General features: G+C 43.3%; 8 protein-coding genes. All 8 read left to right on the forward strand.

The features are described from left to right. Window positions 1-28 precede the first annotated feature (28 nt). Window positions 29-379 (forward strand): DUF4133 domain-containing protein, encoded by a 351-nt coding sequence (locus tag HMPREF9331_RS04890; protein ID WP_009750754.1) that lies wholly within the window; start codon window positions 29-31, stop codon window positions 377-379. After that, window positions 369-2,858: a TraG family conjugative transposon ATPase gene (locus HMPREF9331_RS04895; RefSeq protein WP_016421349.1), complete on the forward strand. Its 2,490-nt coding sequence runs from the start codon at window positions 369-371 to the stop codon at window positions 2,856-2,858. Before HMPREF9331_RS04890 ends, HMPREF9331_RS04895 begins: the two co-directional genes overlap by 11 nt. A 40-nt stretch (window positions 2,859-2,898) precedes the next feature. Beyond that, window positions 2,899-3,528, forward strand: coding sequence for a DUF4141 domain-containing protein (locus HMPREF9331_RS04900; protein WP_009744749.1), 630 nt, complete (start codon window positions 2,899-2,901; stop codon window positions 3,526-3,528). Window positions 3,529-3,538: 10 nt separating this feature from the next. Then, window positions 3,539-4,525 carry a conjugative transposon protein TraJ gene (gene traJ / locus HMPREF9331_RS04905; RefSeq protein WP_009389084.1) on the forward strand — a complete coding sequence of 329 codons (987 nt, stop codon included), beginning with the start codon at window positions 3,539-3,541 and terminating at the stop codon, window positions 4,523-4,525. Window positions 4,526-4,553: 28 nt separating this feature from the next. Continuing rightward, window positions 4,554-5,177: a conjugative transposon protein TraK gene (gene traK, locus HMPREF9331_RS04910; protein ID WP_009389087.1), complete on the forward strand. Its 624-nt coding sequence runs from the start codon at window positions 4,554-4,556 to the stop codon at window positions 5,175-5,177. Next, window positions 5,174-5,479 (forward strand): TraL conjugative transposon family protein, encoded by a 306-nt coding sequence (locus tag HMPREF9331_RS04915; protein ID WP_016421350.1) that lies wholly within the window; start codon window positions 5,174-5,176, stop codon window positions 5,477-5,479. Before traK ends, HMPREF9331_RS04915 begins: the two co-directional genes overlap by 4 nt. Then, window positions 5,442-6,845 carry a conjugative transposon protein TraM gene (traM, locus tag HMPREF9331_RS04920; RefSeq protein WP_016421351.1) on the forward strand — a complete coding sequence of 468 codons (1,404 nt, stop codon included), beginning with the start codon at window positions 5,442-5,444 and terminating at the stop codon, window positions 6,843-6,845. Before HMPREF9331_RS04915 ends, traM begins: the two co-directional genes overlap by 38 nt. A 94-nt stretch (window positions 6,846-6,939) precedes the next feature. Continuing rightward, window positions 6,940-7,426, forward strand: a 487-nt coding sequence (locus tag HMPREF9331_RS04925) for a DUF4138 domain-containing protein (RefSeq protein WP_016421352.1), incomplete at its 3' end; no start/stop codon positions are given.

A 7,426-nucleotide genomic window follows, 5' to 3' on the forward strand; every position in this document is an offset into this window, starting at 1 on the left:
ATCTTGCGTTCGTTCTTCTTATAAACTTATGGAGACAAAAAATAGCTATTCTATCAACAAAGGCATCGGCAGAAGTGTAGAGTTCAAAGGACTCAAAGCGCAGTACCTCTTCATCTTTGCAGGAGGACTGCTCTCGGTGCTTATCTTGGTGATGATCCTCTACACGGTAGGAGTCAATTCTTTTGTATGCTTGGGGGTAGGCGTTAGTATGGTCAGCCTTGTGGTTTGGCAGACTTTTTCACTAAACCAGAAATACGGTGAACACGGCCTGATGAAACAAGCAGCTCGCAAACGCCACCCCAAATACCTACGCCACCAAAGATCACCACGCCAATTTATTCGTTACCCTAAACCTAAAACAACCCTCAATGAGAAATAGTTCTAAAATCAACACCTTAGAGAGTAAATTCCCTATTCTTGCCATAGAACAAGACTGCTTGCTCACCAAAGAAGCCGACATCAGCATCGGCTTCGAGGTGCAGCTTCCAGAGCTCTTTACCATTTCGGGTGAGGACTATGAGATACTCCACTCACTTTGGCATAAGGCTATCAAAGTATTGCCACAGTATACCGTTATCCACAAACAGGACTGGTTTATCAAGGAACAATATGAACCTGAACTGCAAGGCGAGAATTTGAGTTTTCTCTCTCATTCGTACGAAAAGCATTTTAACGAACGCCCGTTCTTAAATCACAGATGCTACCTATTTATCACCCAAACCACTAAAAACCGAATGAGAGCCCAAAGCAACTTTTCCTCCCTTTGCAAAGGGAACTTCTTGCCTAAGGAGCTCACTAACCGAGAACACGCCACTCAATTCTTGGAAGCGGTAGCGCAGTTAGAGCGTATTTTAAACGACTCTAACCTGATAAAGCTCCGCCAGCTAAAAACAGAGGACTATATAGGCACTCCCCACAAAAAGGGACTCTTTGAGCAGTATCTCAGCCTTTCCACTGATGAGAAAGAGAGCCTGCAAGATATATGCCTCTCCGCCGAGCAAATGCGCATTGGTAACCAAAGACTCTGTGTACATACCTTATCAGATACAGAAGACTTACCTTCTAAGGTACAAGCCGATAGTCGTTACGAGCGACTCTCTACCGATAAAAGCGACTGCCGTTTATCCTTTGCAGCTCCTGTGGGCTTGCTACTGAGTTGTAACCATATCTACAACCAATATCTGTTCTTGGACAATTCCGATGAGAACCTCAGACAGTTTGAGAAATCAGCACGCAATATGCACTCGCTTTCAAGATACAGCCGTAGTAACCAAATCAACAAAGAGTGGATCGAGCAATACCTCAATGAGGCACACTCTTACGGACTTTCCTCTATCAGAGCGCACTTTAATGTGATGGCGTGGTCGGACAACCCACAAGAGCTTAGGAGCATTAAAAACGATGTGGGTAGTGCTTTGGCGTCAATGGAGTGCAAACCTCGCCATAACACCATAGATACGGCAACTCTCTATTGGGCAGGTATAGCCGGCAATGCCGCCGACTTTCCCAGTGAAGAGACTTTCTATACTTTTATAGAGCCCGCTTTGTGCTTTTTGACTCAAGAGACCAACTATCAAAGTTCTTCCAGTCCTTTTGGGATTAAGATGGCTGACAGGCTCACAGGCAAGCCTATCCACTTGGATATCTCCGATGAGCCTATGAAGAAAGGGATTATCACCAACCGCAATAAGTTCGTCTTAGGACCTTCGGGTAGTGGCAAATCCTTCTTCACGAACCACTTAGTAAGGCAATATTACGAGCAAGGAACACATATCGTTTTAGTAGATACAGGGAACTCCTACCAAGGGGTCTGTGAGCTTATTCACCACAAGACCAAAGGCAAAGATGGGATTTACTTTACTTATACCGAAGACAATCCCATTGCTTTTAACCCTTTTTATACTGATGATGGAGTGTTTGACATCGAAAAGCGAGAGAGTATCAAAACACTGATACTCACCCTTTGGAAGCGAGACAATGAGCCTCCTACACGTGCTGAAGAGGTAGCCCTTTCCAATGCAGTAAACCTTTACCTGCAATTGGTAAAAGACAATCCCTCGCACACGCCCTCTTTCAATGGCTTTTATGAGTATATCAAGAATGACTACCGAGCTATACTACAAGAGAAGCAGGTAAGAGAAAAAGATTTTGATTTGGCTAACTTCCTCAATGTGTTAGAGCCTTATTACAAAGGAGGTGAATACGACTATCTGCTCAATTCCGATAAGGAATTAGACCTGCTCTCCAAACGCTTTATCGTCTTTGAAATTGATGCGATTAAAGACCACCCCATACTCTTTCCTGTGGTTACGATCATCATTATGGAGGTGTTTATCAACAAGATGAGACGTCTGAAGGGTATCCGCAAGATGATTCTCATCGAAGAAGCGTGGAAAGCCATTGCCAAAGAAGGAATGGCGGAGTACATCAAGTACCTATTCAAAACTGTGCGTAAGTTCTTTGGAGAGGCAGTAATTGTAACCCAAGAGGTAGATGATATTATCCATTCACCTATCGTGAAGGAATCTATCATCAACAACTCCGATTGCAAGATATTGCTCGACCAGCGCAAGTATATGAACAAGTTCGATGCTATCCAAGCGATGTTAGGACTTACCGAGAAAGAGAAGTCGCAAATCCTATCCATCAATCTCTCCAACGACTCTCATCGCAAATACAAAGAAGTGTGGATAGGCTTAGGAGGCACACACTCTGCGGTATATGCTACAGAAGTAAGCCGAGAAGAATACTTTGCCTACACCACCGAAGAGAGCGAAAAACACCAAGTGATGGAACTCTCCGAGAAGTTAGACGGCAATTTGGAAAAAGCTATCGTACAAATGGCTAATGGACTGTAATAAATTAATAATCATACGTAAATCATAATAATTAAAGTCAATGAAGAAAATGTTATTAACGGGGCTTTTTGCTATAACTATGCTGGCAAGCCCCAAACTAAGCGCACAATGGGTAGTAACTGACCCGACTAATTTTGCTCAGAGCATTATCAACACTACCCAGCAGATAGTGCAAACCTCCTCAACAGCTAAGAATATGCTCAACAACTTCCGAGAGGTAGAAAAGCTCTACAACCAAGGCAAGGAGTATTACGATGCTCTGAAAAAGGTAAATAACTTGGTAAAAGATGCCCGCAAAGTACAGGAAACGGTGCTACTTGTGGGCGACATTTCCAAGATGTATGTGACCAACTTCAAGAAGATGAGCCAAGACCCTAACTTCTCCTCTCAAGAGTTGTCTGCTATTGCCAATGGCTACTCCAAGCTCTTGGGCGAAAGTTCTAAGCTGCTCAAAGACCTGCAACAAATTGTCAATAGCTCCTCACTCTCTATGAACGACAAAGAGCGTATGGACATTATCGACAAGGTGCATAAGGAAGTGAAAGAGTACTATAACTTAGTACGCTACTATACCCAGAAGAACATCTCGGTAAGCTACCTACGAGCTAAGAAGCAAAACGATGCGCAAAAGGTACTCTCACTCTATGGAACGGAACTCAAATACTGGTAAAAACTGATAAATGGAAAATCTACACCAAATACTCCGTACTTTATATGATGAGATGATGCCCCTAACAGCTCAGATGTCTGCCATAGCCAAAGGCTTAGCAGGCTTAGGGGCACTGTTCTATGTGGCAATGCGTATATGGCAAGCCTTAGCCCGTGCCGAACCTGTGGATGTGTATCCCTTGCTCCGTCCCTTTGCTATAGGGCTGTGTGTGATATTTTTCCCTACTCTGGTGTTAGGAACAATGAATACAGTGCTAAGCCCTGTGGTAACGGGTACCCATAGCATCTTAGAAGGACAAACACTCGATTTGCACAAACTACAAGAACAAAAAGACCGATTAGAGCGAGAGGCACAATTGCGCAACCCCGAAACTGCCTATCTCGTCTCGGATGAAGAGTTTGACAAAAAGATTGATGAATTGGGTTGGATGCCCGAAGATATGGCTGTAATGGCAGGAATGTACATCGAAAGAGGGATGTATGACCTCAAGCAAAGCATCCGATCGTGGTTTCGTGAACTACTCGAAATGCTCTTTCAAGCAGCCGCTTTAGTGATTGACACCATACGCACTTTCTTTCTTGTGGTGATGTCTATTTTAGGACCTATAGCCTTTGCCATTTCGGTATGGGATGGATTTCAATCTACCTTACTACAATGGGTTACCCGCTATGTGAGTGTCTATCTATGGCTTCCTGTATCCGATTTGTTCAGTGCTATTTTAGCACGTATCCAATCCCTTATCTTACAACGAGACATCGAGCAACTCTCCGACCCAAGTTTTATTCCTGATACTACCAACACAGCCTACATTATCTTTATGGTCATTGGTATCATAGGCTATTTTACCATTCCCACCGTAGCAGGTTGGATCATACAAGCAGGAGGTATGGGTAATTATGGTAGAAATGTAAACCAAGCTACCTCCAATGCAGGTAATATAGCAGGTGCAGGAGCTGGCTCTCTTTCAGGTAATATTACAGGTAGGTTAATGAAGTAAAAACAAGTCTAATTGAATACTAAAATTAATGGAATTTAAAATCTTTAGAAACATCGAAAACGGATTCAAGCAAATCCGTATGTATGCCATAGCCTTTGCTGTGCTCTGCTCAGGCGTGAGTATCTTCGCTGTAGGCTATGCCTATTACTTTGCTGAGAAACAGCGCGAGAAAATCTATGTGTTAGACAATGGCAAATCACTAATGCTGGCACTCTCTCAAGATGAGAAAATCAATCGCCCTGTCGAGGCTAAAGAACACGTGCGCAGGTTTCACGAACTCTTCTTCAACTTAGCCCCCGATAAAAAAGCAATTGAAGACAATACTAAACGTGCCTTCTTTATGGCTGATAAATCTGCCTTTAACTACTATAAAGATTTGGCTGAAAAAGGCTATTACAACCGCATCATCTCTGGTAATATCCTCCAACGGGTAGTCATCGATAGTGTGCGCTGTAACTTTAATAGCTATCCTTATCAGGTGGAAACCTTTGCCAAGCAGTTCATCACTCGTGCTAGCAACATCACCGAAAGGAGTCTTATTACCTCCTGCAGGTTGATTAACTCCGTGCGTTCTGATAACAACCCTCAAGGGTTTATCATCGAACAGTTCAATGTAATAGAAAACAAAGACCTTAGAACCGTAGAGAGATGATAGCCAAAATCCAGAGAGAGATACATTCTCTAAAAAAGCAAACCCAAAGCTATTGCCAGGGACTTTCACCCTCACAAAGAAAACGCTTGGTACTCTTAGCCTTTGCAGCCTACTCGCTACTTACTCTTTTTATACTATGGCACGCTTACCAAGAGTACCACCAAGGCGAAGCCCCTGCCATACAGCATATTGACAACAAGGCTATTGTACCTACTGAGGGGAATACCCCAAAAAAGGATTCGTTAATTTTTAAACAACTTAATAATGGAAAAGAACACACCCCTTCCAGAGCAAAACGGTAATATCCCTGCCTCAGATAAGGCTAACGCTTCTTCTACACCGAGTTTCTTGGTCAGTGAAGAAGAGGAAAAAGCCCTCCAAGAGCGCAATGAGGAAAAAGCCCTTGCTAAAAAACAACAACTCAAGAAAATCATTATCTATGCCCTAATGGGGATAATCTTCCTCGCTTGTATGTATCTGCTTTTTGGTGGCGGAAGTGAGCAAGAGCAAACACAAGTAGGCATCAATGAGGCAATACCACAAGCTACCGAAACCCTCTTGCCTTCTGATAAGGAAAAAGCCTACGAAGAAGCCCTCTTAGAAGAAAAAGAAGCTGATAAAAAAGCCTCTCTCAATGCGCTGTCTGATTATTGGCAAGAAGACGAAGGCGAGGAGTATCCCGAAGCTATCGAGGAGGAAGAAGAACCCACTCCACGTTATCGCAAGGCTACCCCTAATGCCTTTGAACGTTCCGCTCAGTCTTATCGCGATATTCACCAGACTTTAGGCAGTTTCTACCAAGACAATAGTGCTTACGAGGAGCAACAACGACTCAAAGAAGAGATAGCCTCACTCAAGTCTCAACTCTCCAATAAGCAAGATCCTACCTCTATAGATGCCCAAATGGCATTGATGGAAAAGTCTTATGAAATGGCTTCAAGATATTTGCCTAAAGGACAACAAAACCCTTCAATGATGGGGGGTGCAGGCTCACAAGAGGGCGAGGAAAACAATAGTAGCGAAGCTGACAATGCAGAACAGAGTAAAAACATTGCTCCTGTCTATACTCCAGAGGAAAAGGTCGTCAGTCGTTTGCCCCGCAAGCAGTCCGAGAAGGAGGCTCTGCAAGAATGGGTGAAGGAGCAACAGACCGCTTTTTTCAATGGCGAGAGCTTTAAGCCACAAGGCAGTATCCTAAAGAATAGCATTCGCGCTTGTACACATATCGAACAGCTATTAGGAGAAAACTCAAGGGTGCAGCTAAGACTTTTAGAGCCTATACGAGTAGCAGGCATACTCATTCCCAAAGGAGAACTGCTTACAGCCTCTGCTAAAGTGAGTGGAGATAGATTGTTACTCACCGTAAAATCCTTAGAATACAAGGGCAAGGTGATTCCTGTCTCTATAGCTGCCTACGACATCGATGGGCAACAAGGGTTATACCTGCCTGCTTCTTCCGATGCCAATGCTTTTAGAGAAATAGCAGCAGGAATGAGCAAAAGTTCAGGGAGTAGCTTTACCTTTAGCTCTTCCGCCAAAGATCAAATTGTCTCGGAGCTGAGCAAAGGGGTCGTACAAGGAGGTACGTCTTATCTTTCTAAAAAGATTGCACAACCTTCCATAAGGGTTAAAGCAGGTTATCAGCTCCTACTCATCTCTAAAAAATAACCTTTCAGACAAACCCATAAACACACAACAAAGCACAAAACAACACAATTATTTATTTTTCAACCTATTAAACACACTTAATATCATTTTATTTATGCGTAAATTACACTTATTATTATCGGTAACAATGCTTACCGTTACCGTGCAAGCCCAGAATGAGGCAAAGGAAAACACAGCCCTCAGTACTGAGAAAAAGGAACTTTTAGCTCAATCAGGAAAGGTAGTGCCTTATCCTTTGCAGGTGGCTTATGACCAAACAACCCATCTTATCTTTCCTGCTTCTATCCGCTATGTGGATTTAGGCAGTGAAAACTTAGTAGCCGACAAGGTGAAAGATGCCGAGAATGTACTAAGGGTAAAGGCAGCTAAAACAGACTTTACCGATAGCACCAACCTATCGGTCATCACTCAAGACGGAGGCTTTTATAGCTTTGAGGTGAGTTATCACACCACGCCACAACCTCTTACCATTGATTTTGGTAGAGGAATGCCCCAAGGCAATAATGTGAAATCGGATATTCTCTTTTCTGACACAGGCTGGGAATCACCTGCGGTAGCACAGATTATTATGTCGTCTATCT

The organism is Capnocytophaga granulosa ATCC 51502 (genome assembly GCF_000411115.1).
GTDB classification, from domain to species: domain Bacteria; phylum Bacteroidota; class Bacteroidia; order Flavobacteriales; family Flavobacteriaceae; genus Capnocytophaga; species Capnocytophaga granulosa.